Here is a 25,946-nt window from a genome sequence, read left to right as displayed (position 1 = left end):
GTGGGAACATCGCGGCCCCCAATGGGCCTGACACCGGCGTCGCGCGTTCCGCCCTGACGGACGCACAGGGTCCTGTCCGGGGTCGCACGGTTACCGGCCGATGGCGCGGTCAATTGCCTTCTAAACCGCTTCCGGCTACTCGTCTATGAAGAAGCCCCCGTCGGGGGGAATTTGTTCGGAAGTTTTCGCCTGATGGCCCTCTCTCTTATGGTGGACGCGCTGAGCCTGAAAAAAGGCTACCGCCACCTGATTCACGACCTGTCGTTTTCAGTCGCACCGGGTGAATGCGTCGCCCTGACCGGGGCCAATGGTGTGGGCAAGACGACGCTGCTGCGCACATTGGCCGGATTTATCCGGCCAGACGGCGGCAGCGTGCGCTATGTGGGCGGGGTTGATCCGGAGGGGTCAATGGCGGCCCAGGCTCACTATCTCGGCCACGCCGAAGCCCTGTCCCCGGGGCGTCTGGCCGGGGCGGAACTGGACTTTCAGCGCGCTTTTCTCGGCGGCACGGCGGCGGGGCAGGCGGAGGCGATCCGATGGCTGAACCTGTCACCTCTACTGGAGCTGGAAACACGCATGCTGTCGGCGGGGCAGAAGCGCAGATTGTCCTGCGCGCGGCTCATCATGGCCAAACGCCCCGTCTGGCTGCTCGATGAGCCCATGTCACCGCTCGATGCCGAACAGCGGGCGAAGCTGGCTGAACTGATGCGGGCGCATCTGAGCGCGGGCGGGCTGATCGTGTGCGCCGTGCACGACCCGCTACCGTTTGACGTGCGCGAACTGCGCCTGACGGCGCCGGCGATGGAGACCGTCTATGGGTGAGTTAAAGGCAAGGCCGCCCTCCCCTTCCCTCGCCCTGTTGAAGCGCGATCTGGGCCTGTCTCTGGCGCGCGGTGGTGGGCCGGTGCTGGCGGCCGGGTTCTATCTGACCCTGATGGCGATGGTGCCGCTCAGCCTCGGCCCGGAGGCGCAAACCCTGTCGAAGATCGCGCCCGGCCTGACGTGGCTTTGTCTCGCGCTGGCCTCGCTCCTGTCACTGGAACGGCTGTTTGAGCGCGATTACGAAGAGGGGGTGTTCGACCTGTTGCGCACCGGGCCGCTAGCACTTGAATGGGTGGCGTTCCTCAAATGTCTGGCGCAGTGGCTGGGGACGGGCCTGATCCTATCGCTGATGACGCCCGTGGTGATGATCCTGCTGGGTGCGCCCGTGGGCGTGGCCGGCTGGGCGCTGGTCGCCGCCCTGATCGGCTCGTTCAGCTTCGCCCTGATCGGTGGCGCAGGGGCCTCTCTGACTCTGGGGTCGCGCAAGGGTGGGGTGCTGATCGCCCTGCTGGTCCTACCCTTCTATGTGCCGCCAGTTATTTTTGGCGCTGGCCTGATGCAGGCCTTCGTCACCGGAGCACCTGTGTTTCAGGCGCTTAGCCTGCTCTGCGCCTACGGCCTGTTTGCGCTGGCACTGGGCCCCATCGCCATGGGCGCGGCGCTGCGGAGTGCGTTAAATTGACAGACTTGTCGCTCCACATGAAACCGCCTATGTGAGACACCCATGATTATCAGCTGGCTGGCCAATCCGGAACGTTTCTCAAAGGTGTTTACGCCCGTGCGCCCGTGGGTGGCTGGGCTGAGCCTCGTGCTTTTTGCGTGGGGACTTTATCTCTGCTTCGCCTCGCCCGAAGACTATCAGCAGGGCGACACGGTGCGCATAATGTACATCCACGTTCCGGCGGCGTGGATGGCGTTGTTTACCTATCTTGTAATGGGCGTAGCCAGCTTCTTCGGGCTGATCTTCCGTCACGCTCTGGCCGATGCCGCTGCCAAGGCCGCCGCCCCCATCGGAGCCGTCTTCACCGCACTGGCCCTTATCACTGGCTCTTTGTGGGGCAAGCCCATGTGGGGCACCTGGTGGGAGTGGGACGGGCGCATGACCTCGGTGCTGGTGCTGTTCCTCTTCTATATCGGCTATATCGCCTTGCACGCCTCGATCGAAGACGAGCAGCGGGCGGCCAAATCAACCGCCATTCTGGCACTAATTGGCCTGATCAACCTGCCCATCATCAAGTTTTCGGTCGATTGGTGGAACACCCTGCATCAGGGGGCTTCGGTTTTCCGTCCGGATGGCCCCACCGTCGCCCCGTCCATGCTGTGGCCGCTGCTGGTGATGGCACTGGCCTATAAGGCGCTGTTCGTCTGGCTGTGGCTGATCCGCATCGATACGGAAATCCTGAACCGAAAATACAACGGGCTGCGAGCGCGTCTGGGCTTCCGCGAAGGAGGGGCATAATGGATTTGAATATGGGCAAGTACGCCTTTTTCGTCTGGGGCAGCTATGGCGTTACGGCGCTGGCCCTGCTCAGCCTCATGGTGCTGAGCGTGCGTGCACATCGTGACCGCGCGGCCAAGCTCAAGGCGTTGCAGGAGACCCTGGCTGCCGAAAAGGCCCAGAAGGTAGGCGCATGAGGCGCCTTCTACTGGCCGCGCCTCTGATCCTGCTGGTGGGGCTTCTGGCCGTACTCGGCTGGTATAACTTCCATAAAAAGACCGATTACGCCCCCGCAGAACTGGTGGGCAAATCGCTGCCGGCGCGCGAACTTACCGATCTGCACGACGGGTCGCTGGTCTCCTTGCCGGCGATCGCACGTGCGTCAGGCAAGCCGGTTCTGGTCAATGTCTTTGCCTCATGGTGCACGCCGTGCCTGGCCGAGCATCCCTATCTGATGGACCTGAAGGCCAAGGGTGTCATCATTATCGGCATCGACCATAAGGACACGCCGATCAATGGGCTGAGCTTCATTGAAAAGCACGGCAACCCTTACGCGCGCATACTGTCTGACGAAGACGGACAGATGGGACTCGATCTGGGGATTTCGGGCGTGCCAGAAACCTTCATCGTCGGCGCGGACGGTGTGGTGATCGACAAGATCACTGGCCCCATCGTGCCGGAAACCATACCTGCGGTATATCAGGCCGTCAGCGAAGGGACAAAGCTCCCGTAGCTAATCACACCCCCTGCGAGGCGCGAAAGGGGTCCATGGCGTAGACGCCCAGCAACTCCACCTCTTCGGCGAAGAAGGCCAGTTCCTCAAACGCCAGTTTCAGCAGGCGGTCGCTGGGGCGGCCTTCGACCTCGGCATAGAAGAAGGTCGAGGCAAAGATGCCATCGCGGATATAGCTTTCCAGCCGGATCATATTGATCCCGCTGGTGGCAAAACCGCCCAGCGCCTTATAAAGCGCCGCCGGGATGTTGCGCACTCCGAAGACAAAGCTGGTCAGGACACGTTCGGCGTCCACGGGGTCGGAGACTTCTGCCTGCGCGCTAAGAACCAGAAAGCGCGTGGTGTTGTTGTGCGCGTCTTCCAGATTGCGACGCAGGATTTTCAGGCCATAAAGTTCCGCTGCGATTTCCGGCGCGATGGCGGCGCGGTCACGCTCTTTCGTTTCGCTGAGGCGGCGGGCCGCACCGGCGGTATCGTGATAGATTTCCGGGCGGATGCCCAAGGCGTTCAGGGAGTTGCGGCACTGCATCAGGGCCATGGTGTGCGAAAAGGCCACCTTGATGTCCGACAGTTCGGCGTCTGGCGTACCCATCAAAGTCATTTCGATAGGTAAGAAGCGCTCACCGATGATCTTCAGACCCGAATGCGGCAAAAGGTGGTGCACGTCGGCCACCCGCCCGGCCAACGCGTTTTCGACTGGAATCATGCCCAGAGCGCATTCACCCGCCTCCACCGCCGCAAAGGCCGCCTCAAAGGACGGGAAGGCGGTCGGCTCATAATCGGGGAACCAGCGGCGGCAGGCCTGATGGCTGAAGGCGCCGGGTTCACCCTGATAGGCGATCTTTTGGGAAGCGGTCATGGCAGAGAGACCCTGAACAACAGAAAGCGCCGTCTGTGCCTGTCTTTCCGCCGTTTTTCAAGGGTTTCGGTTTGGGTCGCGCTCAAAGCTTCAGGTAAAAAATGGACGCCCCTTTTTGGAAAAGATCAGGCGGAAACAAAGAATTCGATCTAGCGCTGGAAATAGGCCGCGATTTGGCTTAGAGGCAAACAGGTGCGCAGGCGGCTTTCGCTGCTATGCGACGATTTGACACAGAAGCCCTGAGGACGCTTTGCCGCGCGAAAGGCGGCTTGCGCAATGAGGCCTTTTCGTGTCAGAGAACAGAGATAAAGAGCCGCTACCCGGCATTGACCCCGAGGGGATCGTCCGGTCAAATAGGCGGCTGAACGCTGGGATATAGAGTCGGGACGTCAGAGGCGGCATGAGCGGTAATCTTCAGTTTAACAAGATCATGGCGGCGGGCCTCACGGCGGCGCTGGTTATTGTGGTGGCGCGTGTCGGTGTCGATGCCCTTTACCACACCGAACCGCCGGCTAAGCCGGGCTACGCCGTCGAAGTGGCCGAAGCCGAAGCGGGTGGCGGCGCGGCTGCCGTTGAGCTTGATCCGGATTGGGGTACGGTATTGCCGACTGCCGATCTGGCCGCCGGTGAAAAGGTCTTCGGCAAGTGCGTCTCGTGCCACAATGTCGATCCGGCCAATGCCAATATGACCGGTCCGGGCCTGTGGGGCGTGGTGGGTCGCGCGACAGCCGGCCATGCGGGCTTTGCCTATTCTGACGGCATGAAAGCGCACGCCGCCGAAGCGCCGACCTGGACCTATGATCAGCTCTATCACTTCCTCGGCAACCCGGCAAAATGGGTGAAGGGCACGAAGATGGGCTTTGCGGGTATAAAGAAGCCCGAAGAACGCATTGCCCTAATCGCCTATTTGCATTCCAAGGGTTCGACCGGCTATCCGATCCCGGCCCCCGATCCTTCGCGTCAACCGGGCGCTGCCCCGGCCGCGGGTGCTGCTCCGGCCCAGCCCGCTGAAGCGGCGGCCGCACCGGCCGTAAGCTCCGCACCCGCTAAGGCCGTCCCGGCAGTGACCGGAAGTCCTGCGCCAGCTCAGGCCGCAGCGGCTGAGGCGCCGGCGGCTGCACAATAACCCAGACATAGAAAAACCCGCCGGAGACGGCGGGTTTTTTGCATCAGGCTCTTTGTGCCTTACAGTCGGCGGAAGGCGATCGGTCGGCCAACACCCGCCGCTTCTATACGATCCACGGCCTCACGCAGCGGCTCGATCACCGTCTTCATGTGGTGGCCATTGGCGTGGATGATGTGGTCTTCGTCGCGCATGATGGCGACGTGGCCTTTCCAGAACACCAGATCGCCACGATACAGACCTTTCAGGTCCGCACCGATATCCAGCGCTTCTCCCATATTCGACTGCATATCCGAATCGCGCGGGCAGGCCTGACCGACGGCATAGAGCGCCTGCTGCACCAGACCCGAACAATCAAGCCCTTCGCTCTCTCGACCACCCCACTGATAGGGGGCGTTGAGATAGGTTTCGGCGACGCTGACATAGTCGTGGTCGAAATCTGTAAAATCCGACAGATGCGCTCGGTAGATCCAACCCAGATCATTCAGCTGCGCATAGTTGCCGTCAGTGCTGGTGACACTGACCAGCGCATTGCGGCTGAGCGCGCAGACGATCTGCGATTTCAGGTTCGGCTCTGAGAAGACGTAGCTGCGCAGGGTCGAAACATAATGGGTGGGCACGTACCAGTCGCGCGACAGGTCGGCTTCGCGCACATAGCCACAGTAGCCGTCACGCAGAGCCTGACCCCACACATAGTCGCGGGAACGTTCGATAACGCGAAAGCGTTCTCCGAACAGAATCTGATCCAGTTGCTCGGCGCTGTCGCTGGGGGCGGCGCGGATGGCGCTGACCGGTGCGGCGCAGGCGAGGGTTTCGCCAACGACAAAGGTTTCAGCGCGCATCAACCCCTGAAGGCGCTGATCGGCCTTGCCGTCCTTAAACGGCGTCATGCGCGGGTCGAAATCGTCGTGGGCCATTCTGCTGCCTCTAACTCACCATCACGCCTTCTTCACCTGCTTAACCTTCGTAAAAAAGTCTTAACAGAGAAAGGCTTAGAGGAAGACCATAGCGCAAAGATGCGAATTTGGAGTTAATGGCACGACCGTCAGGACGTAGTTTGTCACAGTCCCCGGATCAGGCGAAAGACGGCGCGCAGGGTCTGGGCCTCAGCCCCTACGGGGAAGCCCGGACGGCCGCGGGGGTTCCAGGCATAGAGGTCGAAATGCACCCACGCCCCCGTCTGCGGCGCAAACTTTTGCAGGAAGAGGGCCGCCGTCACCGATCCGGCCTGCGCCCAGCCCTGCGGATCATTGCGCAGATCGGCGATATCGGACTCCAAAGCGTCGCGATACCCGGCCCACAGCGGCATCCGCCACAGCGGGTCGTGTTCGGCAATGGCCGCTACCTCCAGCCGCCGCGCCATCTCTTCGTCGTCCGTATAGAACGGGATCACCTCTGGCCCCAGCGCCACGCGCGCAGCGCCGGTCAAGGTAGCAAAATCGAGCGTTAGATCGGGCTCCAGCTCCGCCGCCCGCGTCAGGGCATCGGCCAAGATCAACCGCCCTTCGGCATCGGTGTTGCCGACTTCAATCGAGCGCCCCGCGCGTGAGGCGATGATGTCGCCTGGCCGGAAGGCGTCGCCGGAAATGGCGTTTTCCACGGCGCTGATCAGTACGTGCAGCCGCACGCGCAGATTGGCCCCCATGATCAGGCGCGCCAGCCCGAGCACGTGCGCCGCTCCGCCCATATCCTTTTTCATAAGGGCCATACCGGCCCCGCCCTTTAGGTTCAGGCCGCCGGTGTCAAACACCACACCCTTGCCGACCAGCACGATCACCGGCTTGCGGACATCGGAAATATCCTCAACCTGCGGGGTCCAGTCGATTTCGATAAAGCGCGGGGCGCGGGCCTCGACCGCCGCGCGGCCCACAGCGTGCACCGCCGGGAAGTTTTCGCGCAGCAGCTCATCGCCAGTAATGACGCTGATCTGTGCGTTGAACTCTGAGGCGAGAGTCCTCGCCGCGGCTTCGATCTCCGCCGGCCCCATATCATTGGCGGGTGTATTGACGAGATCGCGCACCAGATCGTGCGCTGAAACCTCCAGCGCCACGGCCTCCCGCGTCTTCGCATCAAGGTCGCTGGCGTCTAACCGCACTTCTTCGCGTAAGACCTTGCCCGCCTTGTAGCGGTCAAAGACGTAAGCACCCAGTTGAAACGCCACATGGATGGCCTTGCGATCCAGCCCCTCATCGATCTTCAACTGCCACACGCCAGACGGCAACTGCCCAGCCAGGGCGCGGAAACACAGGGGATTATAGGCCCTACGCACCCCCAGACCGAACCACGCCGCCAGACCACCATTGAGCGGCAGCGCGACCAGCGCCCCCGCCTTACCCGTAAAGCCCTTTGCCCGCAAAAACGTCGCCTGCGTCACCTCCAGGGCAGACAGCGCCGCCTCCACCTCATCCTCAAACAGGCCGAAGATGATGTTTTCGGGCGTTTTGGCGGGCGGGTTGGGCAAAGGCTTGGGCATGGCAGTCTTCTCAGGAATAGCAGAGGGTTTAACCATATATTTAGGTGTCTAAATCAAAGCTTAAAGCCGTATTCGTTTTTGCGAGGCCAGAACGCCTCCGGCCGTCTCAGGGTGTCGCATGACCCGTCTTGCCGTTCTGTTGCTCGCTGGTGGTTTGCTGGCTTTTCCCGCTCTGGCCTCCGAAGCCGTCAAACCGGCTGAGAAATCAGGCCTGAAGTCGGTCAAGCTGGTCGAGACGCCGGCCCCTCCGAAGCCGGTTAAGGCGACCAAGTCGGAGCGTGAAGCGGCGACGCGCCTCGACCCGCTTGGGCGCGCCGCCTTCTTTAACCGCGAATTTGTCAACGACCCTACTGATGTTGAGGCCGGGCTGGCCCTGTCAGAGGCGCAGCGCGCGCTAGGTAACCCGAAGGAAGCCGCCGATACGGCGCACCGCGTCCTGTTGTTCGCGCCGCAAAACTATGAGGCACTGCTGGCGGCGGCGCGTGGCCACATCGCCAATAACGATGCCTTCTACGCGATCGACCCGCTGCAAACCGCCACGACGCTAAAGCCCAATGACTGGCGCGCCTGGTCGCTTCTTGGCGTAGCCTATGATCAGACCAAGCGCAGTGAAGAGGCGCTGAGCATGTGGGACAAGGCGCTCAGCCTGTCGCCCGACAACCCCGCCGTCCTCACCAATCAAGCCATGTACAAGGCCGGCAATGGCGATCTGGCCCAGGCCGAAACCATCCTGCGCCACGCCGTTACCCTGCCCGGTGCCACTATTCAGGTGCGTCAGAATCTGGCCCTGGTGTTGGGGATGCAAGGCAAGCTGGCCGAAGCGGAAAAACTGCTACGGCAGGATCTGCCGCCGGATGTAGCGGATAAAAACCTCGCCTGGCTTCAGGCCACTCTGAAACCGGCCGGTTCGGCCGCCCCGGCTCGCGACTGGAACAGCCTCAAGGGCGGGTGATCTGCAAAACCGCGCCGCCCGTAAGATGAAACGTGGGTCAAGCCTAAGAATGGGACTCCTGTCTGCCCTCTCGCCCGTGCTATGATGCACGCGCGATGGGCGACTCACCCGCGCGATTAATTATCCCCAGACGCGACATTGTGCCCACACAAGATGTAGATATTCATCTGGTGTTAACTACAAAGTGTGGTGATATGGGGCCTCAGTTCAGTGTCGATTCGGAAGTCATGCCATGAGCCTCATCATCCCCGGTGCCCAGCCCAAGGCGGGCCTGCTTACTCCCTCGATTGCCTATAAGCCGTTCCGCTATCCGTGGGCCTTCGACTTCTGGCAAAAGCAGCAGCAGGTGCACTGGCTACCCGAAGAGGTGCCGTTGGGTGAGGACGTCAAGGATTGGGCATCCAAGCTAAACGACAATGAACGCAACCTGCTAACCCAGATCTTCCGCTTCTTCACTCAGTCGGACATCGAGGTTCAGGACAACTACATGGAAAAATACGGTCGGGTGTTCAAGCCGACCGAAATCAAGATGATGCTGTCGGCCTTCGCCAATATGGAGACCGTGCACATCGCCGCCTACGCCCTGCTGCTCGAAACCATCGGTATGCCCGAAGCCGAGTTTGGCGCGTTCATGGAATACGAGGCCATGCGCGACAAGCACAACTTCATGCAGAAGTTCGGCGTCGATACCGATGCGGATATCTGTCGCACGCTCGCCATGTTCGGCGGCTTTACCGAAGGCCTGCAGCTGTTTGCCTCCTTCGCCATGCTGATGAACTTCCCACGCTTCAACAAAATGAAGGGCATGGGGCAGATTGTCTCGTGGTCGGTGCGCGACGAAAGCCTGCACTGCGAAGGCATCATCAAGCTCTACCACGCTTTCAACAAGGAAACTGGCGCGGTGACGAAGGCCGTAGCCGATGATATCGTCGACTGCTGCAAGACCGTGGTCAGCCTCGAAGACAAGTTCATTGACCTGTCTTTCGAAATGGGTCCGGTCGAAGGCATGACGCCGGACGACATAAAACAGTATATCCGCTACATCGCCGACTGGCGCCTGCGTCAACTGGAACTGCCCGAAGTGTTTGGCGTGCAGGAAAACCCGCTGCCCTGGCTTCAGGTCCTGCTGTCGGGTGTCGAACACGCCAACTTCTTCGAAGCCCGCGCCACCGAATACTCCAAGGCCGCAACCAAGGGCTCGTGGACCGGTGGCGAAGGCGTGTGGGACGCTTTCGATACCCTGCTCAAAAAACGCTCGGAAGCCACCCGTGGCGTGAATGTGTAAGGGGTAAGATTTGGGGCCCATGGCCCCAGCCCCCGGCTGTTTAAAGCGCTCCATTGGTTTGCGATGGAGCGCTTTTTTATCGGGATATGGGATATTTTTTGTGCGCTACCGCTTCGCTGCTTTAGCGCCCCCCCCCGCGTCTTACCCGATTCAAAACAATTAACCTCCCCTAACGGCGCATTAACCTTCTCCTCTTAGCCTGAGCAGATGACCCATCATTCTGCCCTGCTGCGCGCCGCAAAGCCGGCTGCGCTGACACTGCTCGTGCTATTGTGCACGGGCACGGTGGGGGCGCAGCCTGTGCAGAAACCCTTAAGCAGGCAGGCCCAAACCGAGCTGGACACGTTGGGGGCGGAGTTGCGCGCCAATGCCCGCAAGCGCGAGCAGAAGCATCAGTCGGCCCGGGAGATCGCGCAGGAAATCGAGCGACTACGGGCGCAGATGATCGAGATAGCGCGCACGCAGGGGGCATCGGAACAGCGGGCGGCGGTTTACCGCGCGCGGCTGGAAACGCTGAGCCTGCTTGAAGCCGATATGACGCGGCGGCTGGGGACGTTGCGCAATAAGCAGGCGCGGTTGCTGAGCGCCTTGCAGATCTACTCGCGCAACCCGCCGCCGACCATTTTCGTTTCGACGCGCAAGGCCAATGATGCGGTGATCGCGGCCATATTGCTGAAAGAGATTACCCCGGAGCTGAAGAAGCGCGCGGCCGTGCTGTCAGAAGAAAACCGCAACCTGATCCGCGTGCGGCGCGAGGCGGCTTTACAGAACGAGGCGCTGTTTATTTCGGAAAGCGACGTGTCGGAGCAGCAAAAGCAGTTAGAGACACTGATGGCCGACCGGGCGGCGCTGGAGGACCAGCTTTTGCGTGAGGCCGACGCTATCGAGGCGCGCAATCTGGAGCTTGAGGCGCGACAACGGACCTTGTTGGGTCTGCCCTCACCGCTGCGCCCGGCGCAAAGCCGCACGCTGGACCTACAACTGCCTGTGGTGGGCGAAAAGACCGCCAGCTATGGCGAGACGGTGGACGGTCAGACGAGCCGCGGTCTGCGGCTAAAGACCACGCCGGGAGCGCAGGTGCGCAGCCCCGGCAACGGGCGCGTCGAATATGCCGGGCCGCTGGACGGCTATGGTCAGGTGGTTATTCTCGATATCGGCAGTGACTACCACGTGGTCATGACGGGGCTGGGGCGGGTCTATGTCGATCCCAACCACACCGTGGCCAGGGGGGAGCCACTAGGGCGTACGCCCAATCTGACCGATAAGCCGACGGTCTTTTATATGGAGCTGCGCAAGGGCGAAAACCCCGTCAATCCGGCCACCGGCTTCGATCTGAGCAAGCTTTAGGTGTAAAGTGAAGGCCCTGTTTACGCCACATTAAAAGCCTGTAGTATGGGTAGTGAGCGTCTATGCCACCGCAGGTTTGCGGGTGGCGATTACAGGGTCTTTGACCCTAACGAGGACTATATGAGAAATTACTTCCTGGGCGGCGTCGCCGCTCTGGCCCTGAGCATCGGTGCGGTGGCCTACGCCAATCAGCCCGCCTTTTCGCCCAAGTCCGACACCTATGAAATGCTTGAACTGTTTGGCGACGTCGTGGCGCTGGTCAAGCAGAACTATGTGGTCGAGGTGGACGACAAGAAGCTGATCGAAGCCGCACTTCAGGGCATGCTGTCCTCTCTCGATCCACATTCGAACTACCTGTCGGCGGATGATTTCACCGACCTTCAGGAACGTACCAAGGGCGCCTATGGCGGCATCGGCCTCGAGGTGCAATCCGAAGACGGCGCGGTGAAAGTGGTCACCCCGATGGACGACACCCCCGCCATGAAGGCCGGCATCCAGTCGGGCGACTTTATCACCGCCATCGACGGCACCTCGATTCTGGGGATGCGCCTGAACGAGGCTGTGTCCAAGATGAAGGGGACGCCGGAGACGGACCTGACGCTGACCATCTACCGTGAAGGCAAGGACGAGCCGTTCGACGTTAAGCTGAAGCGCGAAATCATCAATGTGAAGTCGGTGAAGGCGCGCATGGAAGGCGCGTACGGCTATCTGCGCATCTCGAACTTCAACGAGAATACAGCACGCGAATCCTATGAGGCGCTGAGCGATCTGCGCACGAAGAACCCGCAGATGAAGGGGCTGATCCTCGATCTGCGCAACAATCCCGGCGGTCTGCTCGATCAGTCGGTGGGCGTCGCTGACCTGTTCCTCGAAGGCGGCGAAGTGGTGTCACAGCGCGGCCGCAAGGCGGACGACATCACCCGCTATCAGGCCCATAAAGGCGACATCATGAACGGCAAGCCAATCGTGGTGCTAACCAATCCAGGCACAGCCTCGGCTGCAGAAATCGTCGCAGGCGCGCTTCAGGATCACAAGCGGGCCTCAACCGTCGGCCTGACCACCTTTGGCAAGGGCTCGGTTCAGAGCGTCATCAATCTAGGTGAAAACCGCGCGGTGAAGATGACCATTGCACGCTACTACACCCCGTCGGGTCGCTCGATCCAGAAGACGGGGATCGAGCCCGATCTGGAAGTGGCGCAATCGCGCGATCAGGCCAAAGTGATTGCCAATCGTGCCTTTTCGTTCTCGGAAGCCGACTACAAGAACGCGCTGGATGCTGATGAAGGCAAGAAGCGTCAGGAAGCGCACGTGGTGTCCGAAGTGCCGCCGGATTCCTACGATGTCAAAACCGGTGATTTCCAACTGGCGCGCGCTATCGACGTTCTGAACTATGGTGGCGATGTGAAGATGGCGGCGGCGCACCCGCGCGGCCTCAAGCTGGCTATGTCCGATCTGGTCGATACGCCAAGCGAACGCTTTGCCGGCAAAACCAAGGCGGGCCCCGCCAAACCGGCTCCAGCGGCGGCACCGGGTACAGCGACCTCTTCGTCTTCTTCGTCGTCCTCAAGCTCGGCGCAACCGAAGTAAGTCCTAACCCGCCGCCTCGCACCAAGTGTCATTGAAAATGGCCCTTGATATTCCATTCGAGACTGTCTCATGCCACGGACACATATGAGACAGTCTCATGTCTTCAACGGCCAGATGCGATGAGCATTCCCGGCCGTTTGTATAATGTGTTTTAGTGGGGGTTTTAAAATCCGCACACGGGCCGAGCGCGTACAAGGCCCAGCGCTTCCTGAGAAGCGTGACGCACTTTTCGGATTAAAAGCGCGTCAAACCAAACATTCAGAGCGTGATTTCGCTTCAACCCTAACGAAATAAGCTCTGTAAAAAAACGCCCGATGCGTCGCACCGGGCGTCAGGATACATCTCATGGACCTCCATCCATAGGCCACTCGTCATACATGCCAGAGAGTGTCTGACCAAAGAATATGGGACAGACCGGCTTGTGTGGCGAAACCTGCAATCATAATGATCCTCAATGGCTTAACGAGCGAATCAAGTTGCCGTGAGAGTTTAAGCCACCCGCCGTGAACACGAATGACCCGCGCACTGCCTGAGCATCTGTACATATTGTCGCTGCCCTACCGACCGCCCGAAGCCTTTTTCGGCAGCGTGCTGAGGTCGGAACACTGCGCCGGTTTCCTGTCCGATGGCGGCGCGCTGGGGCGCTGGTCGTGGCTGTGTGTGGCACCCGATGAGACAGAGATTTTTGCTTTTGATGACGCGCGCCGCCCGGAAGAGGTGTTGCGCGCGGCCTGCGCGCAGGTGTTGGGTGACACCCATGTTCACGGCGACGCTAGTACGGATTTGCCACCCTTTACCGGCGGGCTGATCGGGCTGGCCGGGTTTGAGCTTGGCCCAAGGCTGGAAAACCTGCCCCTGCGTGCGTTTGAGTTGGGGGCTGAACCGTGGCCCGAACTGGTCTTAATTCGCTTTTCGGCAGTTCTGGCGTTCGACCTGCATCATAAGAGGCGCCTGGTACTGGGGCGCGGCGCAACGGCGGACGCGGCGCGTGAACGGGCCGAGGCCCTGGCGGCGCAGGTCGAAACCGTGGTGTCCATGCCCCCGCCCTCCACCCTGATGGATGGCCCACTGATGAGCGAAACGCCGGACGCAGAGTTTGAGGCGAAGGTTGCGACGCTGGTGGCGCAAATCCATGCCGGAGACCTGTTTCAGGCCAATCTGGCGCGCGGCTGGCGCGGCGCTCTAAAACCCGGCCTCACGCCCGATCACATTTTACAGGCGCTGGCCGAAGCGGGGGCCAGTCCTTTCGGGGCCTTTGTGCGCTTTGGGAATCGCGCCGTGGTATCGAACAGCCCCGAACGCTTTATCCGCCTTGGGGCCGACGGCCGGATGGAAACTCGCCCTATCAAGGGCACGCGCCCACGCGGACACACGCCGCAGGCTGACTCGGCGCTGGGTCGGGAGCTGCTCAACAGTGCCAAGGATCGCGCTGAAAATCTGATGATCGTCGATCTGATGCGCCACGACTTGTCGAAAGTCGCAGAGGTCGGCTCGGTGCGCGTCGAAGCACTGAACGCGCTAGAATCCTATCCGAACGTGCACCATCTTGTGTCCGTGGTAACGGCGCAACTGAAAGCGGGATATATGGCGGCGGATGTGCTGCTGGCCACCTTCCCACCCGGCTCTATTTCTGGAGCGCCCAAGGTGCAGGCGATGAAGGTCATTCAGGCGCTGGAGGCCCCGCGCGGCCCCTATTGCGGCTCGCTGTTCTGGGTCGATGCGTCGGGCGCCATGGACTCGAATGTACTGATCCGCACGGCCGCCTGCGAACGCGATACTCTGGGCCAGTGGCACTTAAGGGTCAGTGCGGGTGGCGGTATTGTCGCCGACTCCAATCCCGCCGATGAACGCCGAGAAACCGAAACCAAGCTGTCCCTGTTCCGAAGAGTGCTGGAACGTGAACTCTAATCAAGGTTTCAGGGGAATGACCGCGCCAGAGCGAGGATGATGGTAGGTTGTGCTTTTGAAGGTTGTTTGTACGGGCAAAAATTTACCGATCGGGGGCGTAAAGTCATAAATGACTTCGGTAATGATTAGGGTTTCACCGGCCGGCAGCTGATCGGTAGTCAGGCCTTTGGTATCAACGGTTGTCGTCCCTTTCCAGTTTTTGCTCGGCGCCGGCGTCCAGTCAGCGGCAATGACACCTGTGGTCTTATTGCGCGTCACGCTCGAAATCCGCATCTGTAAACTGGTCCCCGCGGGAAAGGGCTCAAGAATACTAGTCCCGATCTCAAATATATCGCTTACATTGGCTTGGGTCAGGCTTTCCGATTGCGCGACCAGATCCCCCATAGTGGCCGCGAGATGCGCCGTCTTACGGTTGGCCATAATGCCCAGGCTAAGATCCGCCAGACCCCAGTAGATGACAATAAGGATGGGAGCGATCAGGGCAAATTCCACCGCCGCCGTGCCATTGCGGGCTCTGAGCCCGATATGAAGAGTTTGGCGCAGACGTCTTAGCATCAGAAGGGCTCGTTCTTGAACACGATGATTGAAGAGAGCACGGTCTCCCCGCTGCTCAGAGAACCGAGACCGGGTTTCAGAAATGGCGAGAATACCGGCCAGGGGTAATACGCTCGCACCAGTTGTATCTGACTGCTACCGCCCACCGTATATTGCATGCTGACAAACTTACCGTCGACTATGACATCAGGGGCCTGGCTCACCATCTGAAAATTGGTGAAAGTGCGGACATCGACGCGAAGCTTAGATTTACAGTCCGAGCCTATCCATGCCATTTCATTGCACACCTTGGTGATGAAGATCGCAGACGTAGTGGCCTTTCCGGAGGTTCCCGTGCGAAGCTCCCGTGACACCTTAGCGGTCGCCAGATCAAGGGAGACGCCGGCAAACAACACGATGGCCAGCTCGATACAGCCCATGATCAAACCAAAGAAAGGAAAGGCGATAAGGGCGAATTCCACCGCCGTTGCACCCCTGCGATCGCGCCACAACCCCGTCATCGGACAGGGGGGGGTCTTTCCGAGTTTTTTCAGCCGTATACGCACCCTGATGATCCCATCCACGTAAAATCCCCCTCATCCTAGACGAGGGTGAGTCAACAGGCGGTTAAGCTGAGGGAATTAACTCGCCGGGGAAGGCGGCGCGGCCGGTGTCGGACTAGCTGACTGCATCCCATCCGTCTGCTCAATACAGGTGCGGCTACAGATCATCGTGCTAGGTTTAAGACCCTTATAAACCGTAACGCCCCCCTCAACCGGGGTGCCAACCATCACGTCGGCATCGAAGATATTGCGCCCGGCGCTATCGGTGACCGACACCGAGGACCGGCCAAAACCCCGCCCCATTATATATATAGTGCGAGAATCGACGACGGTCACATCAGCCACTTCGGGATTGCCGACGATCACCGAACCGGCCGAGGCGGGCAAAACCACCCGTGTGCTGTGGTTTTTTTCGACCACGATCTTGCTTGCGGCCTCGGCCGCACCGGCCGACAGAAGAGCCGTCAGGGCCAGACATCCGGCCATAATTATCTGCTTCGTCATTTTTTATCTCCGTCTGCAAGAGAGCCGGACCCGTTGTGCCCCTGGCGCAACCCCAGCCTGCCTTACGAATATGAGCTTCAGGTTACGAACACCAGTAAACAAGATATGTTTAAAAATGCTAAACACAATATTAATGGAAAAAATTATGGCCAAAATTCAATATTTAATATCGTGTACAAGAATTAACCTTAACAAAAATTTACAGTAAATACTTATTAACTATAGATTTTTTTTCTCAAAATTCGGATCATTTACTTCATATTAATTGTGACCGGATAGTCTGCATTCGTGTTCGGGAGCAAGTGAGGCAAGCAACTCACCACCCCGGTCCGAATTCTTAAACTCACTTGCTTAGCATACTACTCTAATGGAGACTCTCATGACCAACCTGATCAAGAACTTTGCGAACGACGAATCGGGCGCTACCGCTATCGAATACGGCCTTATCGCCGCCCTGATCGCCGTCGCGCTGATCACGACTCTCGGCGCCCTCGGCAAAAATCTCGACGCCACCTTCAAGGGCGTTTCGGACAAGCTTGTTCAAGCAAGCTAAGTCTAAAACACGTTAGCTGTTGCTGACCGAGGCCGCAGATAACAATCTGCGGCCTTTTTGCCTTAGAGGAGCCCTTCGATGCAGATCGTTCGAGAATTTTTGAGTGATAAATCTGGGGCAACAGCCATCGAGTATGCTCTCATAGCGTCCTTGGTTTTTCTAGCTGCCTCTGGAGCCATACTGGCATACGGGGAAAGTTTCAAAAACATGTATAGCTTCATCTCGGCGAAACTTACGCCCGCTATCGGCTAGATACGTTCACACTCTTGACCATTTTACGCCAATAATCAGTGCACGACCCTCTAAAAGCATTTCTTAACTCAATTGAGATTTAGGTAGCTCACAACCCGTCATTAAGTGCCGAACTATGTTGATCCCTGCCCTTTTCTGCCTCGTCTACCCGGCTTGTCTAGTCTGGGCGGCGGTTAGCGACCTACGCTCAATGACCATCCCGAACCGTCTAAGTTTAATTTTAGCCGGAGTGTTTTTTCCTGCGGCCGTGCTGATGGGCCTGACGCCGGTAGGCTTCGCCATTCACGTAGGAATTGGACTCGGCATTCTCGTTATAGGGTTTGCGGCTTTTGCCTTTAAGGTTCTAGGTGGGGGCGATGCAAAACTGTTGGCAGCTACGGCACTGTGGTTTCATACGGATGGTGTGCTCGCCTTCTTGGTATATACCGCACTTGTTGGCGGAGGCTTCACCCTCCTGCTCCTGTTAGCGCGCCAGACCTTGCAAATTTATCTTCCGACCCTTCCACAATGGTTGCAAACCCTGCTTAAACCCAAGGGTGACATACCTTATGGTGTGGCCATTTGCGCGGGGGGGCTGCTGGCCATACCTTACAGTGACCTTTGGCCACTTCTGAACACGCTCGCCGCGTAGGGCGTGAAACAGAACAACGGCACTTCAGCCCTTTGTTTTTTACAAATTCTCCCGTCTATAAGCATTCCTTAGGCTCCCGTTAACCACCGTTAAGCCAAGATTCAAAGTAACTGCCAATTGACTGGCTATCCGCGCGCGCCAGAACGCCGCCGGGGCTTTGAAGGGGAACCTCCATGAAGGCGTCACGTTTTGTCGTAGTCGGCATCGCCGCAGTCGCAGCGCTTTTGCTGGCGCTGGTCGTGCGCGGGATGATCGGCGGCAATGGCGCGTCCAACGCCAACGCCTCGCAAAAGGTTGCGGTCGAAGCGCCGACGGTCAAGGTGCTGGTTGCGGCGCGTCACCTGAAGGTCGGCGAACGCATCGCCGAGGCGGATCTGGCCTGGAAGGCCTGGCCAGAAGACGGCATCACCGAATCCTATTTTACCGACAAGCCGGTGACCCCCGTTGCCCCGGCTGAAGCCAAGTCTGCCGAAGATAAGGCCCTGGAGGAAAAGGTAAAAAACGGTGCGGCTCAGGTCGCCGACGTAGCTGACAAGACGCTGAACCCGACTCGCGGCATGGACGCCGTGCTCGGCGGTGTAGTGCGCGAAGAAATGCTAGCCAATGAGCCGATCGTGGCGCGCAAGGTCGTGCGCGCCGATGCAGGTGGTTTCATGGCCGTCATGCTTGCCCCCGGTATGCGCGCCATGGCCGTGCCGGTGACGGTCGAAAGCACGGCGGGTGGTTTTATCCTCCCCGGCGACCGGGTCGATATCGTGGTTTCGACAGAACTTCAATCCAATGGTCAGACCACGCACGTGGCTAAGCCGGTCCTCCGTAACGTCAAGGTTTTGGCCGTTGATCAAACCGTCGAGGCCAAATCCGATCAGCCCTCGGTCATCGGTGCCACCGCCACGTTGGAGGTTCGTCCCGAGGAGGGTGAAGCCCTAGCGCAGGCTAAGGCCCAGGGGCCTTTGTCACTGATGCTGCGTTCCTATGCCGATGTCGGCGGCCCCTCAGGTCGCGTCGGTCCTTCCGCAACTGGCACCGGCAACAAGGTGGTCGTCTATCGTAACGGTCAGGGCACGGACGTGCCTGTATCCCGATGAGAGTTTCGATGAAGAGACATTTTGATATGGCACGGCCCTATCCCCTTCTTGCAGCTTTTGCCGCTGGCCTGCTGTTGAGTAGTATGGCGGTCAGCGGCGTTGAGGCCGCCCCCAAACCCTATAGCGCGCCGGTCAGCCCCATGACTGTGCAGACCCAGACCTCCGGTGCCCGCACGCAGGTGCTCAATCTGGCCAAGGGGCGCTCGGCCGTGGTTGACCTGCCAGTGGATGCCGCTGATGTCTTCGTCTCAAACCCGGCTGTGGCTGACGCCGTACTGCGCACGCCGCGCCGCATCTTCGTCCTCGGCGTCGCGGCCGGTCAGTCGGATGCCATCTTCTTTGATGCGACCGGCCGTCAGATCCTGAACCTGCAGATTCGCGTGGGCGTCTCCACCGATCAGCTGTCCGATACGGTACAAAAGCTCTATCCGCAATCGGATGTGCAGGTGCAGAGCGTCAATGGCTATGTCATCCTATCGGGTGTGGTAGCGAACGCCAGCGAGTCCGAAGCCATCCAGCGCCTGTCGGTGGCCTTCGCCGAAAAGCCGGAAAACATCATCAACATGCTATCCGTTGCAGGAAAGGATCAGGTCAGCCTCAAGGTGCGGATCGTCGAGGTTCAGAAATCCTCGATTAAGCAGATGGGCTTTAACTTCAACGGCCTGTCCGGTCAGACCGGAGAGGTCCAGTACGCCCTTCAGAACGCGCCCACCTACGGCACCAATGGCAAGGCTCTGGGTGGCATGAAAATCGGTTATGCCGACAAACTTCTGTCGGCCTCGCTTCAGGCTTTTGAACGTGTTGGGCTGGTGCGTACTCTAGCTGAGCCCAATCTGGCCGCCGTATCGGGTGAGTCGGCCAAGTTCCTTGCGGGCGGTGAATTCCCTGTTCCGGTAGCCAAGGATACGCAGGGCCGTGTCACCGTCGAATTCAAGACCTATGGCGTCGGGCTCGGCTTTACGCCGGTGGTACTGTCCAACGGCACCATCTCGCTGAAGCTTTCGACCGAGGTTTCTGAAATCGTAAATACCGGTTCCTTCTCGCTCGATGATACCTTCACCATTCCTGGCTTGTCGGTGCGTCGCGCCGAAACCACGGTCGAACTGCCGTCGGGAGGTTCGCTTATGATCGCCGGGCTGCTGCAATCTAAGTACAAGCAGAGCATCGACGCCCTGCCCGGGATGACGACCATCCCGGTTCTGGGGGCTCTGTTCCGCTCTCGTGACTTCCTTGATGAGCAAACAGAAATGGTGGTCATCGTCACCCCCTATATCATTTCGGCCAAGTCGCCAGACGCCTTCCAAACCCCGGCCGACAACTTCCAGGTCGCCTCCGACCTCGAGTCCGTCTTCCTCGGACGCCTGAACAAATCCGTGCGCGCCAAGCGTGGCGAAGTCGCCGAAGCGCCGCCTCTGGCCGGCAGCTATCAGGCCCCCATCGGCTATGTGATCGAATAGGAACCTGCGACATGACCATGAACCGCCCGGCCCCCTTCGAATTCACCGCGCTGCTTCTGGGCGCATCCCTGTTGTCGGCCTGCGCCACTGACGCACCGCCCAAGCTTCAGGCTCATGCGCCGACACCGCTCGACCAATATCCCCTTCAGGCCGAGTCGCGTACCGATGCGCTGCATTTCAAGATCCACCCCAAGAGCGGCCTGTCCGACAATCAACGCCGCGCCCTCGACCAGGTGGCCCGCAAGGCCAGCTGGAACGGTGGTGAGGCATTGGACATGACCATCCTGACCGCCAATACACCCGACGCTCTGCGCGCTGGGGCCGCCATTCGCGCCTACCTAAATGACCATCAGGTCAGTGTTCACGCGGTGTCGCAAACGACCGCCGAAGGCCAGCCCGCAGACGTGGTCAGCCTGATCACGCGCGAATACCGCGCTGTGGTCAACGACTGTAATCTCGAATGGGAAAACCTAGCGGCCACGCGCCACAACGCAGCCCCGCAAAATCTGGGCTGCGCCATAAACGCCAATCTGGCGGCGCAGATCGACGATCCGCGCGATATCGCCGCGCCGCAGCCTGCGACACCCGGCGACGCCGGCCGACGAACCGTTATCATCGACAAATATCGCAAGGGCGAGGTTACCTCGGCGGCCAGAGATGATGCTGCCAAGGGGAATGTCTCCCAGGTCATCAAGTGAGCCCACCTATGTCATCCCCCGCCAGACATAACGATCCATTCGACAGCTTCGACGATGCTGACGATAGCTTCACACAAAACTACGAAGCGGCACACCCTCTTGATCTGGGTGATCCGTTCGACGACCTGCCTGACGCGGATCTGCAACCGCTGACGCCTGAGCCCGGCCTGCCCCGTCAGGCCCTGACGGCGGCTAGCTTTACGGCTATCGAACCCACGGATGATCTGGGCGCAGTGTCCATTCCACGCATAGGCATCCACTTCTTCCCGAAAAACGACACCACGCTTCAGGCCTGCGACACGGCGGCTCTCGATCGCCGCATGGCGCGCGCCCAGTCGCTGGTCCGCCGCGGCGGCATAGACGAGGCCATCGCGGTCTACCAGCAAGAACCGACCCCGTCGCTGCTGATCGTGGAATCGAGCGAGGCCGCGCATGGCCTGCTGGATCAGCTTGGCCGTCTGGCCGAGGTGTGTGATACCAATACCAAGGTGGTGGTGATCGGAGCGCACAACGACATTTCGCTGTATCGCGAACTGATCCGTCAGGGCGTGTCAGAATACATGGTGGCACCCGTTAAGCCGCTGCAACTGATCAAGTCAATCGCCACCCTGTTCAACGATCCGGAAACGCCATTCGTCGGTCGGGCCATTGCCTTTATGGGCGCACGCGGCGGCGCAGGCTCGTCCGTGCTGGCGCATAATTTTGCCCACAGCCTGTCAGAAGTCATGCAGGCCAATACGGTCATTGCCGACTATGATCTGCCGTTCGGAACCGCCGGTCTCGACTTCAATCAGGACCCGCTCCAAGGCATGGCGGATGCGCTGAATGAGCCTGAACGTCTCGATCAGGTACTGCTGGACCGGATGCTTACGCGCTGCACCGAGCGTCTGTCGCTGTTTTCGGCCCCGGCCTCGCTCGATCAGGACTATCTGGCCGATGAGCACGCCTTTGAGGAAGTAACGCGCAAGGTGCGCTCGGTCGCGCCATTCATTGTCATGGATCTCCCGCACATTTGGACGCCGTGGTTGAAAAAATGTCTTATCGCTGCCGATGAGGTGGTGATCGTCGCCACGCCGGACCTTGCCAGCCTACGCAATGCCAAGAACCTGATTGAACTGCTGAAATCTTTCCGCCCGAACGACAATCCGCCGCACATCGTCCTCAATCAGATCGATATGCCGGGGCGTCCGGAAATCCCGGTCAAGGATTTCACGGCAGCCCTAGGGGTTGCCCCGGCCTGCACCATCAGCTTCGATGCCAAGACCTTCGGCCAGGCCGCCAATAACGGTCAGATGATCGCCGAATGCGCGCCCGCCTCCAAGGCGCACGAAGCGCTTCTGGCGCTTACCGCTACCATTACGGGCCGGACGCCGGAAACGAAGAAAAAGCCGGCATCAACGTCTCTGATCGGGAAATTCTTCCCGAAGAAGAAGTGAGGCCCATAGGTGTTCGGAAAGCGCCCCACCGATACATCGGGTAAGCCCGCCGGTTTCGGCGCCGCGCGCGCGGCCGCACCGTCACCGGGCGCTCAGGCCGCCGCGCAGATGCGCCCGCAGGCGCTGAGCGGAGCTAATGCGTCTGCCGAAAAACCCAAGGATATAAAGGGTGCACCGCCTCCGACCAAGCCTGGCGGGGATATCGCTACGCGTCCGCAGGGCGTCGCTGAGACGTCGCCCTCGGCCGAAGATCGCCGTACTACAGACAAGCCAGCCCCCAAGGCGGGCAAGATGGCGGCCGGTCTCGACCAGATGCACAAGGCGCAGACGGTCACCGAGATCGTGCGCGAGCAGTCGGACTACTACCACGCCACCAAGACAGCGATCTTCAACGCGCTTTTAAACACCATCGACCTGTCGCAGCTGGCGCAACTGGATCAGAAAGCGGCTGCAGAAGAAATCCGCGACATCGTCTCGGAACTGGTGACGATCAAGAATGTCTCCATGTCCAACGCCGAGCAGGATGCGCTCGTTCAGGACATTATCAACGACGTTCTGGGTTACGGGCCACTGGAGCCGCTGTTGGCGCGCGACGACATTGCCGACATCATGGTCAATGGTGCGGGCCGCGTCTTCATAGAAGTCTCGGGCAAGGTACAACTGACCAATGTGCGCTTCCGCGACAATGCGCAGCTCATGAATATCTGTCAGCGCATCGTGTCACAGGTCGGGCGTCGCGTCGATGAAAGTTCACCCATCTGTGACGCCCGTCTACCGGACGGTTCGCGCGTTAACGTCATCGCGCCGCCTTTGGCGCTCGATGGCCCGACGCTTACCATCCGGAAGTTCAAGAAAGACAAGCTAACCATGCGCAATCTGGTGGAGTTCGGCTCCATCAGTCCGGAAGGGGCACGTGTACTGGGTGTCATCGGGGCGTCGCGCTGTAACGTGCTGATCTCCGGCGGTACGGGCTCGGGCAAGACGACGCTGCTCAACACGATGACGGCCTTTATCGACCCGACCGAGCGCGTCATCACCTGCGAGGACGCCGCCGAACTGCAACTTCAGCAGCCACACGTGGTGCGTCTGGAAACCCGCCCGCCCAACCTCGAAGGTCAAGGCGCGATCACCATGCGTGATCTGGTCAAGAACTGTCTGCGGATGCGACCCGAGCGCATCATCGTCGGCGAAGTGCGCGGCCCGGAGGCCTTCGACCTCCTACAGGCCATGAACACTGGCCACGACGGCTCGATGGGCACTCTGCACGCCAACAGCCCTCGCGAAGCCATCTCGCGTCTGGAATCGATGATCACAATGGGCGGTTATGGTTTGCCGTCGCGCACGATCCGCGAAATGATCGTGGGGTCGGTGGACATCATCGTTCAGGCGGCCCGTCTACGCGACGGTTCGCGCCGCATCACCCACATCACCGAAGTTCTCGGCCTTGAAGGCGACGTCATCATCACGCAGGACCTCTTCCTTTATGAGATCGAGGGCGAGAATAAGGAAGGCAAGATCATAGGCCGCCACCGCTCGACCGGCATTGGTCGTCCGCGCTTCTGGGACCGTGCACGTTATTACGGTCTGGAGCGCGAACTAGCGGAGGCGCTCGATGCAGCCGAATAATACGGTTCTTCCGGCCTGCGCGGGTGACCGACCATGATGATCATCCTCATCGCTTTTCTGAGCTTCGTCATCCTCGCTTCGGTCGGTTTCGTCCTGACCAGTGGCGGGGCCTCTGAGGTCGCGGCGAAACGCGCTCAGGCCATTGGGATGGGTGCCACCACGGCTGCCAAGCGCAAGAGCCAGCGCACCGCTGCAAACCGCACACCTGAGGAGCGTCGCAAGCAGATTTTGCTGCAACTCAAAGAGTCAGAGCAACGCGAACGCAAGGCGCGCCTGTCACTGACGGCACGTTTGCAGCACGCGGGCCTTACCCCCAATGTAAAAACCTTCTGGATATGGTCAGTGGCCCTGGGCATAGCCGCCGCGGTGATCGTCCTTGTCGTCAGCCGCATCCCTCTGGCGGCTCTGGGTGCGGGTTTTGCCTTTGGCTACGGCGCGCCGCGCTGGTGGCTATCGTTCCTGGCTAAGCGCCGCACGACCAAATTCACCGCCAATTTCGCCGATGCGATCGACATTCTGGTGCGCGGCATCAAGTCCGGCCTGCCCGTACATGACGGCCTGAAGATCATCGCAAAGGAACTGCCGGCACCTCTGGGCCCGGAGTTTCAACGTCTGAACGAAAACATCTCCATCGGCATGGGACTCGATATGTCGCTCGAAAAGATGTGCGAGCGGATGCCGACACCGGAACTGCGTTTTTTCACCATTGTCATTGCCATCCAGCAAAAGACCGGGGGAAACCTTGCCGAAGCGCTTGGCAACCTCTCGCACGTGCTGCGCTCACGGCGTATGATGCGCGAGAAGATTAAGGCCCTGTCGTCCGAAGCCATCGCTTCGGCCTCCATCATCGGGGTCCTGCCGCCAGGGGTGGGCATCATGATCTATATCACCAACCCTGGCTATATGGGGCCGTTGCTAACCGACCCGCGCGGCAATTTCATGCTGCTGGGCGGAGCGGTTTGGATGTTGTGCGGCATCTTCATGATGCGCAAAATGATCAACTTCAAATTTTAGAGCGGGATGATTTCCGATGAAAACGCCGCCCCGCTTTGCAAAAACCGAATGTAACTGGGAAGCAAAGGCATGAAAGAGCTGGCCTTCACCCTGATGCAGCCGGCCAATCTGATTGCCCTTGTGGTCGCCATACTGGCCTTTTTGGCGGTTCTGACCCTGCTGCGCTCATCCCTGTCGGGGGAGCAGTTGGACAAGCGGATGAAGGCCGTAGCGCAACGACGCGAAGAACTGCGTCGTCAGTCACGTCAATCCATGGTTCAAGCCAGCAACAGCGGTCTGCGCCAGACCGACGAGAGCCTTTACAAGCGGATCGTCGATCGCCTGAATCTGAAGACCCTGCTCGAAGACCCCAAGGTGGTGGACAAGCTGGCCATGGCTGGTTTCCGCGGGCCCAAACCCATTACCACCTTCTATTTCTTCCGCTTCCTGATGCCCTTCGTCATGGGAGCGCTTTCGACCTTCTACATCTATGTGGTCAACGATTTCGGACAGCCGCCGAACATCAAGATCCTGATCTGCGTCGCCATGTTTGTCGCCGGCTACTACGCCCCGAACATCTACATCAGTAACGCCGCATCCAAGCGCCGCGCCTCCATCGTTACCGCCTTTCCTGATGCGCTAGACCTGCTGCTGATTTGTGTGGAAGCGGGTATGTCGATCGAAGCCGCCCTGCAAAAGGTGTCGCAGGAAATCGGCTCGGCCTCCATCGAACTGGCTGAAGAACTGTCACTGCTGGTGGCCGAACTTTCCTATCTGCCTGAGCGCCGCATGGCCTATGAGGGCCTGGCGCGCCGCACAAACTATCCAGGGATCAAGTCGGTCTGTACGGCGATGATTCAGGCCGAAAAATACGGCACACCGCTCGGCACGGCCCTGCGCGTCATGGCCAAGGAAAACCGCGAACTGCGTCTGTCCGCAGCGGAAAAGAAGGCGGCCGCCCTGCCCGCTCAGCTGACCGTGCCGATGATCGTGTTCTTCCTGCCGGTTCTTTTCGTCGTGATCCTCGGTCCGGCCATCCTCAACATCATGGATATGATGGGCAAGAAGTAGCGTCGGTCGAACT

The 25,946-nt window shown here is 59.8% G+C and carries 27 protein-coding genes; 21 read left to right on the top strand and 6 right to left on the bottom strand.

Annotated elements, in window-relative coordinates; all coding sequences use genetic code 11:
• The first annotated feature begins 192 nt into the window (after positions 1 to 192).
• The 5 genes from ccmA to ASTEX_RS02160 are packed head-to-tail and all read left to right on the top strand — an operon-like array spanning position 193 to position 2,993.
• Positions 193 to 822 carry a heme ABC exporter ATP-binding protein CcmA gene (ccmA, locus tag ASTEX_RS02180; RefSeq protein WP_013477973.1) on the top strand — a complete coding sequence of 210 codons (630 nt, stop codon included), beginning with the start codon at positions 193 to 195 and terminating at the stop codon, positions 820 to 822.
• Positions 815 to 1,504 carry a heme exporter protein CcmB gene (gene ccmB, locus ASTEX_RS02175; protein WP_013477972.1) on the top strand — a complete coding sequence of 230 codons (690 nt, stop codon included), beginning with the start codon at positions 815 to 817 and terminating at the stop codon, positions 1,502 to 1,504. Before ccmA ends, ccmB begins: the two co-directional genes overlap by 8 nt.
• 42 nt (positions 1,505 to 1,546) lie before the next feature.
• Complete coding sequence (locus ASTEX_RS02170; protein WP_013477971.1) at positions 1,547 to 2,281, top strand: heme ABC transporter permease; 735 nt, start codon at positions 1,547 to 1,549, stop codon at positions 2,279 to 2,281.
• Positions 2,281 to 2,457: a heme exporter protein CcmD gene (gene ccmD, locus ASTEX_RS02165; protein WP_013477970.1), complete on the top strand. Its 177-nt coding sequence runs from the start codon at positions 2,281 to 2,283 to the stop codon at positions 2,455 to 2,457. The genes ASTEX_RS02170 and ccmD overlap by 1 nt, the downstream gene beginning before the upstream one ends.
• The gene (locus ASTEX_RS02160) at positions 2,454 to 2,993 is read left to right on the top strand and encodes a DsbE family thiol:disulfide interchange protein (protein ID WP_013477969.1); all 540 of its coding nucleotides are present in this window, start codon (positions 2,454 to 2,456) and stop codon (positions 2,991 to 2,993) included. Before ccmD ends, ASTEX_RS02160 begins: the two co-directional genes overlap by 4 nt.
• A gap of 4 nt (positions 2,994 to 2,997) precedes the next feature.
• On the opposite strand, the gene ASTEX_RS02155 is transcribed toward ASTEX_RS02160, so the two are convergent.
• Positions 2,998 to 3,852: a prephenate dehydratase gene (locus tag ASTEX_RS02155; protein ID WP_013477968.1), complete on the bottom strand. Its 855-nt coding sequence runs from the start codon at positions 3,850 to 3,852 to the stop codon at positions 2,998 to 3,000.
• A gap of 400 nt (positions 3,853 to 4,252) precedes the next feature.
• Between ASTEX_RS02155 and ASTEX_RS02150 the strand changes: the two genes are divergently transcribed.
• Complete coding sequence (locus ASTEX_RS02150) at positions 4,253 to 4,978, top strand: c-type cytochrome (protein WP_013477967.1); 726 nt, start codon at positions 4,253 to 4,255, stop codon at positions 4,976 to 4,978.
• A gap of 59 nt (positions 4,979 to 5,037) precedes the next feature.
• Here ASTEX_RS02150 and ASTEX_RS02145 read toward each other — a convergent pair whose 3' ends face one another.
• Both ASTEX_RS02145 and ASTEX_RS02140 read right to left on the bottom strand, forming a co-directional pair.
• Positions 5,038 to 5,892, bottom strand: a complete 855-nt coding sequence (locus ASTEX_RS02145) for a C40 family peptidase (RefSeq protein ID WP_013477966.1) — start codon at positions 5,890 to 5,892, stop codon at positions 5,038 to 5,040.
• Between the two features lie 143 nt (positions 5,893 to 6,035).
• The gene (locus tag ASTEX_RS02140; RefSeq protein WP_013477965.1) at positions 6,036 to 7,448 is read right to left on the bottom strand and encodes a leucyl aminopeptidase family protein; all 1,413 of its coding nucleotides are present in this window, start codon (positions 7,446 to 7,448) and stop codon (positions 6,036 to 6,038) included.
• Positions 7,449 to 7,566: 118 nt separating this feature from the next.
• Between ASTEX_RS02140 and ASTEX_RS02135 the strand changes: the two genes are divergently transcribed.
• The 5 genes from ASTEX_RS02135 to ASTEX_RS02115 all read left to right on the top strand — a co-directional run bounded on the left by ASTEX_RS02135 (position 7,567) and on the right by ASTEX_RS02115 (position 14,527).
• Entirely contained in the window at positions 7,567 to 8,400 is an 834-nt protein-coding gene (locus ASTEX_RS02135; protein ID WP_013477964.1) for a tetratricopeptide repeat protein, read from the top strand.
• Positions 8,401 to 8,632: 232 nt separating this feature from the next.
• Positions 8,633 to 9,685, top strand: coding sequence for a ribonucleotide-diphosphate reductase subunit beta (locus ASTEX_RS02130; RefSeq protein ID WP_013477963.1), 1,053 nt, complete (start codon positions 8,633 to 8,635; stop codon positions 9,683 to 9,685).
• Between the two features lie 207 nt (positions 9,686 to 9,892).
• Positions 9,893 to 11,032, top strand: coding sequence for a murein hydrolase activator EnvC family protein (locus ASTEX_RS02125; RefSeq protein ID WP_013477962.1), 1,140 nt, complete (start codon positions 9,893 to 9,895; stop codon positions 11,030 to 11,032).
• Positions 11,033 to 11,152: 120 nt separating this feature from the next.
• Positions 11,153 to 12,619, top strand: a complete 1,467-nt coding sequence (locus ASTEX_RS02120; protein WP_013477961.1) for a S41 family peptidase — start codon at positions 11,153 to 11,155, stop codon at positions 12,617 to 12,619.
• A gap of 513 nt (positions 12,620 to 13,132) precedes the next feature.
• Positions 13,133 to 14,527 carry an anthranilate synthase component I family protein gene (locus ASTEX_RS02115; protein WP_013477960.1) on the top strand — a complete coding sequence of 465 codons (1,395 nt, stop codon included), beginning with the start codon at positions 13,133 to 13,135 and terminating at the stop codon, positions 14,525 to 14,527.
• Here the strand turns inward: ASTEX_RS02115 and ASTEX_RS02110 are convergent, their stop codons facing one another.
• From ASTEX_RS02110 to ASTEX_RS02100, 3 genes are read right to left on the bottom strand one after another with little or no spacing between them, the layout of a single operon-like run.
• Positions 14,528 to 15,082 (bottom strand): TadE/TadG family type IV pilus assembly protein, encoded by a 555-nt coding sequence (locus ASTEX_RS02110; RefSeq protein WP_013477959.1) that lies wholly within the window; start codon positions 15,080 to 15,082, stop codon positions 14,528 to 14,530.
• Positions 15,082 to 15,645, bottom strand: a complete 564-nt coding sequence (locus tag ASTEX_RS02105) for a TadE/TadG family type IV pilus assembly protein (protein WP_013477958.1) — start codon at positions 15,643 to 15,645, stop codon at positions 15,082 to 15,084. The genes ASTEX_RS02110 and ASTEX_RS02105 overlap by 1 nt, the downstream gene beginning before the upstream one ends.
• Before the next feature lie 57 nt (positions 15,646 to 15,702).
• Entirely contained in the window at positions 15,703 to 16,128 is a 426-nt protein-coding gene (locus ASTEX_RS02100; protein WP_013477957.1) for a pilus assembly protein N-terminal domain-containing protein, read from the bottom strand.
• Positions 16,129 to 16,507: 379 nt separating this feature from the next.
• Between ASTEX_RS02100 and ASTEX_RS02095 the strand changes: the two genes are divergently transcribed.
• The 10 genes from ASTEX_RS02095 to ASTEX_RS02050 all read left to right on the top strand — a co-directional run bounded on the left by ASTEX_RS02095 (position 16,508) and on the right by ASTEX_RS02050 (position 25,933).
• On the top strand, positions 16,508 to 16,681 hold the full coding sequence (locus tag ASTEX_RS02095) for a Flp family type IVb pilin (protein WP_013477956.1): 174 nt from the start codon (positions 16,508 to 16,510) through the stop codon (positions 16,679 to 16,681).
• 78 nt (positions 16,682 to 16,759) lie between these two features.
• Positions 16,760 to 16,933 carry a Flp family type IVb pilin gene (locus ASTEX_RS19745; protein ID WP_013477955.1) on the top strand — a complete coding sequence of 58 codons (174 nt, stop codon included), beginning with the start codon at positions 16,760 to 16,762 and terminating at the stop codon, positions 16,931 to 16,933.
• Between the two features lie 115 nt (positions 16,934 to 17,048).
• The gene (locus ASTEX_RS02085) at positions 17,049 to 17,564 is read left to right on the top strand and encodes an A24 family peptidase (protein WP_013477954.1); all 516 of its coding nucleotides are present in this window, start codon (positions 17,049 to 17,051) and stop codon (positions 17,562 to 17,564) included.
• Positions 17,565 to 17,737: 173 nt separating this feature from the next.
• Positions 17,738 to 18,652 (top strand): Flp pilus assembly protein CpaB, encoded by a 915-nt coding sequence (cpaB, locus tag ASTEX_RS02080; RefSeq protein ID WP_013477953.1) that lies wholly within the window; start codon positions 17,738 to 17,740, stop codon positions 18,650 to 18,652.
• Between the two features lie 8 nt (positions 18,653 to 18,660).
• A complete protein-coding gene (locus tag ASTEX_RS02075; protein ID WP_245532519.1) occupies positions 18,661 to 20,109 on the top strand; it encodes a type II and III secretion system protein family protein in 1,449 nt (482 codons plus the stop codon).
• 11 nt (positions 20,110 to 20,120) lie between these two features.
• On the top strand, positions 20,121 to 20,807 hold the full coding sequence (locus tag ASTEX_RS02070; protein ID WP_013477951.1) for a CpaD family pilus assembly protein: 687 nt from the start codon (positions 20,121 to 20,123) through the stop codon (positions 20,805 to 20,807).
• Positions 20,808 to 20,815: 8 nt separating this feature from the next.
• Positions 20,816 to 22,243, top strand: coding sequence for a CpaE/TadZ family protein (locus ASTEX_RS02065; RefSeq protein ID WP_013477950.1), 1,428 nt, complete (start codon positions 20,816 to 20,818; stop codon positions 22,241 to 22,243).
• Positions 22,244 to 22,252: 9 nt separating this feature from the next.
• Positions 22,253 to 23,869, top strand: a complete 1,617-nt coding sequence (locus ASTEX_RS02060) for an ATPase, T2SS/T4P/T4SS family (RefSeq protein ID WP_013477949.1) — start codon at positions 22,253 to 22,255, stop codon at positions 23,867 to 23,869.
• A gap of 33 nt (positions 23,870 to 23,902) precedes the next feature.
• Positions 23,903 to 24,883, top strand: coding sequence for a type II secretion system F family protein (locus tag ASTEX_RS02055; protein WP_013477948.1), 981 nt, complete (start codon positions 23,903 to 23,905; stop codon positions 24,881 to 24,883).
• A gap of 69 nt (positions 24,884 to 24,952) precedes the next feature.
• Positions 24,953 to 25,933, top strand: a complete 981-nt coding sequence (locus ASTEX_RS02050) for a type II secretion system F family protein (RefSeq protein ID WP_013477947.1) — start codon at positions 24,953 to 24,955, stop codon at positions 25,931 to 25,933.
• Positions 25,934 to 25,946 lie beyond the last annotated feature (13 nt).

The organism is Asticcacaulis excentricus CB 48 (genome assembly GCF_000175215.2).
GTDB lineage: Bacteria > Pseudomonadota > Alphaproteobacteria > Caulobacterales > Caulobacteraceae > Asticcacaulis > Asticcacaulis excentricus.
Note: the sequence above shows the minus strand (reverse complement) of the source record. Positions and strands in the feature narration are given on the sequence as shown.

Excerpts from the sequence above, each read along its gene's own strand:
- ASTEX_RS02145 (WP_013477966.1), bottom strand. The coding sequence starts at position 5,892 with ATGGCCCACGACGATTTCGACCCGCGCATGACGCCGTTTAAGGACGGC.
- ASTEX_RS02160 (WP_013477969.1), top strand. The coding sequence starts at position 2,454 with ATGAGGCGCCTTCTACTGGCCGCGCCTCTGATCCTGCTGGTGGGGCTT.
- cpaB (WP_013477953.1), top strand. The coding sequence starts at position 17,738 with ATGAAGGCGTCACGTTTTGTCGTAGTCGGCATCGCCGCAGTCGCAGCG.
- ASTEX_RS02085 (WP_013477954.1), top strand. The coding sequence starts at position 17,049 with ATGTTGATCCCTGCCCTTTTCTGCCTCGTCTACCCGGCTTGTCTAGTC.
- ASTEX_RS02055 (WP_013477948.1), top strand. The coding sequence starts at position 23,903 with ATGATGATCATCCTCATCGCTTTTCTGAGCTTCGTCATCCTCGCTTCG.
- ASTEX_RS02075 (WP_245532519.1), top strand. The coding sequence starts at position 18,661 with ATGAAGAGACATTTTGATATGGCACGGCCCTATCCCCTTCTTGCAGCT.
- ccmB (WP_013477972.1), top strand. The coding sequence starts at position 815 with ATGGGTGAGTTAAAGGCAAGGCCGCCCTCCCCTTCCCTCGCCCTGTTG.
- ASTEX_RS02100 (WP_013477957.1), bottom strand. The coding sequence starts at position 16,128 with ATGACGAAGCAGATAATTATGGCCGGATGTCTGGCCCTGACGGCTCTT.
- ASTEX_RS02120 (WP_013477961.1), top strand. The coding sequence starts at position 11,153 with ATGAGAAATTACTTCCTGGGCGGCGTCGCCGCTCTGGCCCTGAGCATC.
- ASTEX_RS19745 (WP_013477955.1), top strand. The coding sequence starts at position 16,760 with ATGCAGATCGTTCGAGAATTTTTGAGTGATAAATCTGGGGCAACAGCC.
- ccmA (WP_013477973.1), top strand. The coding sequence starts at position 193 with ATGGCCCTCTCTCTTATGGTGGACGCGCTGAGCCTGAAAAAAGGCTAC.
- ASTEX_RS02095 (WP_013477956.1), top strand. The coding sequence starts at position 16,508 with ATGACCAACCTGATCAAGAACTTTGCGAACGACGAATCGGGCGCTACC.
- ASTEX_RS02130 (WP_013477963.1), top strand. The coding sequence starts at position 8,633 with ATGAGCCTCATCATCCCCGGTGCCCAGCCCAAGGCGGGCCTGCTTACT.
- ASTEX_RS02135 (WP_013477964.1), top strand. The coding sequence starts at position 7,567 with ATGACCCGTCTTGCCGTTCTGTTGCTCGCTGGTGGTTTGCTGGCTTTT.
- ASTEX_RS02125 (WP_013477962.1), top strand. The coding sequence starts at position 9,893 with ATGACCCATCATTCTGCCCTGCTGCGCGCCGCAAAGCCGGCTGCGCTG.
- ASTEX_RS02155 (WP_013477968.1), bottom strand. The coding sequence starts at position 3,852 with ATGACCGCTTCCCAAAAGATCGCCTATCAGGGTGAACCCGGCGCCTTC.
- ASTEX_RS02150 (WP_013477967.1), top strand. The coding sequence starts at position 4,253 with ATGAGCGGTAATCTTCAGTTTAACAAGATCATGGCGGCGGGCCTCACG.
- ASTEX_RS02110 (WP_013477959.1), bottom strand. The coding sequence starts at position 15,082 with ATGCTAAGACGTCTGCGCCAAACTCTTCATATCGGGCTCAGAGCCCGC.
- ASTEX_RS02115 (WP_013477960.1), top strand. The coding sequence starts at position 13,133 with ATGACCCGCGCACTGCCTGAGCATCTGTACATATTGTCGCTGCCCTAC.
- ASTEX_RS02140 (WP_013477965.1), bottom strand. The coding sequence starts at position 7,448 with ATGCCCAAGCCTTTGCCCAACCCGCCCGCCAAAACGCCCGAAAACATC.
- ASTEX_RS02170 (WP_013477971.1), top strand. The coding sequence starts at position 1,547 with ATGATTATCAGCTGGCTGGCCAATCCGGAACGTTTCTCAAAGGTGTTT.
- ASTEX_RS02065 (WP_013477950.1), top strand. The coding sequence starts at position 20,816 with ATGTCATCCCCCGCCAGACATAACGATCCATTCGACAGCTTCGACGAT.
- ASTEX_RS02050 (WP_013477947.1), top strand. The coding sequence starts at position 24,953 with ATGAAAGAGCTGGCCTTCACCCTGATGCAGCCGGCCAATCTGATTGCC.
- ccmD (WP_013477970.1), top strand. The coding sequence starts at position 2,281 with ATGGATTTGAATATGGGCAAGTACGCCTTTTTCGTCTGGGGCAGCTAT.
- ASTEX_RS02070 (WP_013477951.1), top strand. The coding sequence starts at position 20,121 with ATGACCATGAACCGCCCGGCCCCCTTCGAATTCACCGCGCTGCTTCTG.